General features: G+C 71.9%; 3 protein-coding genes. 2 read left to right on the top strand and 1 reads right to left on the bottom strand.

Features of this window, described 5'->3' with window-relative positions; genetic code table 11:
• The first annotated feature begins 64 nt into the window (after positions 1-64).
• Positions 65-607, top strand: coding sequence for a hypothetical protein (locus tag HY703_12930; GenBank protein ID MBI4546096.1), 543 nt, complete (start codon positions 65-67; stop codon positions 605-607).
• A gap of 172 nt (positions 608-779) precedes the next feature.
• Positions 780-2,345, top strand: a complete 1,566-nt coding sequence (locus tag HY703_12935) for a hypothetical protein (GenBank protein MBI4546097.1) — start codon at positions 780-782, stop codon at positions 2,343-2,345.
• 263 nt (positions 2,346-2,608) lie between these two features.
• Here the strand turns inward: HY703_12935 and HY703_12940 are convergent, their stop codons facing one another.
• The gene (locus HY703_12940; GenBank protein MBI4546098.1) at positions 2,609-3,076 is read right to left on the bottom strand and encodes a hypothetical protein; all 468 of its coding nucleotides are present in this window, start codon (positions 3,074-3,076) and stop codon (positions 2,609-2,611) included.
• Positions 3,077-3,127 lie beyond the last annotated feature (51 nt).

Below are 3,127 nucleotides of genomic sequence, written 5' to 3' on the forward strand. Positions count from 1 at the left end.
CGCGCTCGCCTCATGTGCCGGTCCCGTCTGCGACGCCCTGGCGCGGGGCGAAGTGGCGCTGGGGATGACGGAGGCACAGGTGCTGGCCGCGACGCGCACCACGGAGGACGCCTGGAGCCTGCGCCGCGCAGGGCGCGCGGCCGTGCTGGTGCCCCGGTCCCTGGATCTGGCGCCCCGCGACGCGGCCGGCGAGCTGGCGCTGGTGCAGTTGCGGGACGGCCGGGTGTCCAGCTACAGCTACCAGGAGGGTGCCGGCGTCAGGGTGGTGAGCGAGCCGGCCGACGCCAGCACCGCCGGCCGGGCCAGTGCGCTGGGCGAGATGCTGATCCGCGAGGGTGATGACCTGGCGGCGCGCGGCGACCTGGCCCGAGCGCTGGACCGTTACGACCGCGCGGAAGTGCTGCGAGCGGGCGACCCGGAGCTGGATTACCGCATCGCCACGGTGCTGGACAAGCAGCTCCGGCCCATCGAAGCGCTGATCCGCTACCGGCTCTTCCTGCACCGCCTCGAGCTGGAGAAGATCGAGGCGCTGGGCGAGGCGTACGCGAAGCTGGCCGCTGCGATCGCGCACGCGCGAGAACGCGTGATCGTGCTGGAAAAGCACTGACGACTCTCCGCCTCAGACCGACGAGTCGTGTAACGGAAACGGCAGCTTTAGCTAGTCCAACGCGGTCGCCGCATGAAACTTGACTCAATCGCTGCAACTTTTTCAGTGCAAGGATTCTAGCTGCGATCCGGGATCTCGGCCCGGACAGGCGGCGGAGCGCTGGCTGAAGCCTATGCGCAGGGGCAGCAATCCCAGCGTCAGTTTGGCAGTACTCGCCCTGGCGCTGACGCTCGGCGGCTGCGCCCGCATCTTCGGTTCCCATGACATCGCGCGCAGCGGGTTGAGCCGCCCGGATGAGCACCTGCGGCGGCTGCTCGCGGCGCAGCAGGCGGATTCGGCAGGGGCGCGCCTCGCGCGACAGGAGGGCGCGCCGGCCGATGAGCTGCTGCGGCTGCTCTACTCAGGCGTGGTCGCTCATTACGCCGGCCGGTACGAGGAGAGCGCCACAGCACTGGATCGGGCCGCGGCACTGGCGGAGGACCGCTACACCCGAAGCCTCACGCGCGGCGCACTCTCCCTGGTATCGAGCGACCTGGCGCTGGCCTACCAGCCGTCCCGCACGGAGCGGCTGCTCATCCACTACTACGGCACGCTCAACTACCTGCGGCGGAACGACCTCGAGGAAGCAGCCGTCGAGGCACGCCGCCTGAGCCAACTGCTGCAGGCCTACGAGGAGAGCGGAGTCGACGAGGCGCTTCGCGGGCTGCATGGCATCCTGCATTCTTTTGCGGGCGCGGCGTTCGAAGCCGCCGGCGAGCACAATGACGCCGACGTCGCCCACCGCCGCGCCCTTGCCCTGAGCGGCGACGCGGCGGCGGCCGTGCCTCCGGCCGAGGCCGCTCGCTCCGATTCGGCCGGCCAGGTCATAGTCGTGCTGGAGGAGGGGTTCGTCGCGCACCGCGTCGAGCAGGAGCTGGTGCTCGTACTCCTGCCGGAGGACGTGGCCGGGCTCGCCGGTGGCGACGAGGCTGCCCGTACGGCGGCGGCGGCGGACGTCGCGGCCCGCGTGCTGGCGCAGGCGTTTCGCGCGGCCGGTGAGTCCGAACCGGGGGAGGGACGGCCGCGCAGGCTCATGGTCACCCTGCCCGCCGGGCAGCCGCAGGCGGCGAGCGCCCAGTGCCGGCCGCGCGAAGGGGCGCAGGGCGGGGGCTCGGGTCAAGCGGCCGGCGGGGCTGCCCCCGCCGCTGCGCAGGCCCCGGACTCGGCCAGCAACCGGGCCTGCCCGAAAAAGCGGGAGCGCAACCCGTACTTCCTCAAGATCGCCTGGCCGGTCTATCGGTCGAGCGCGCCGCGCGAACACCGGGCCGCAGCCATTGTCGTGGACAGCGCCGGCGCAGCCCCGGTTCAACTGGCAGGCGATGTGTCCCGCGCTGCCGTCCAGGAGTTCCAGCAGCAGCGGGCACTGCTGCTGGCCCGGCTGGTGGCGCGTGCCGCGAGCAAGCTGGCGTTGACGCGCGCGGTCGAGCGTGAAGCCGGAGAGGAGAAGGAGGCGCTGGGCCGCGTGCTCGGGCTGGTGACGAATCTGGGAACGCTGCTGCTGGAGCGCGCCGACACCCGCTCCTGGCACCTCTTGCCCGGCCGCGTGGGCGTGGCCCGACTGAGGCTCCCGCCTGGCCGTCACACGGTGACCGTGGTGCTGGATGCGGCTGGCGAACGGTCCGGCCGCCGCCTCGAACTGGGCACGATCGACCTGAGACCGCTGGAGATCCGTTTCCTGACGGCCCGGCTCTGGCACTGAGTGGTCGAGTTCGTAAGTACGCCCACGCAACGAGGGCGCCGAGCCGCCCCGCTGGCCAGGCGCGCGACTGAGGCGTAGCCAAGGTGCTACGCCGCAGGGAGCGCAACGCAGCCAGCGGGGATGGATCGGCGGCGGAATGCGGGCGTATTTGCGGATTCGACCACTGAGTCGGCGGCGCGCCGGCCGCCGCTCCGGGGATTATTAGCGCCGAATCCCTGCCCCGGTACGCTGGGCGGGGCTCCCCCCCCCGCGGTAACGCTCCCTCACCTCCGCACGACCAGCCGGGTCTCGACCCAGACTTCGGGATCCAGCAGGTGGCGCACGCGCAGCGTGTAGCTGCCCGGCGCGGCAGCCACAATGCGCCGGTCCCCCAGTTGCAGCGAATCGCCTGCGGCGAGCGGCCCGCTCATGCTGTAGCCCTGGCAGCGGACAAAGGGATCCTCGAGGCGCAGGTCGCCCTGGAAGTCGAGGCTGCAGATGCGGGACTCGACGGCTACGGCCGCGCTCCCGCCGTTCACGACCACGGAGGCAACCTGCAGGGTATCGCCCGTGGCCGGCTGCGCCGGGGCGATGCGCACAGTCTGGCGCAGTCCGCGAGGCCCGTCCAGGCGAACCACGCCCGCAGCCGCATCGGGGCCGTTCACCTCCTTGGTGCTGCACCCGGGCAGCGCCACCCAGAATGCGAGGGCGCACGTCCAGGTCCATTTCCGCCGGATGTTCCCACGGCTCACGTCGCCCCTCCTTCCGTTGCCAGAGCGTGCCTGATCAGGGCGACTCCGTCC

The sequence above is a fragment of the Gemmatimonadota bacterium genome, from assembly GCA_016209965.1.
In the GTDB taxonomy this organism is placed as follows: domain Bacteria; phylum Gemmatimonadota; class Gemmatimonadetes; order Longimicrobiales; family RSA9; genus JACQVE01.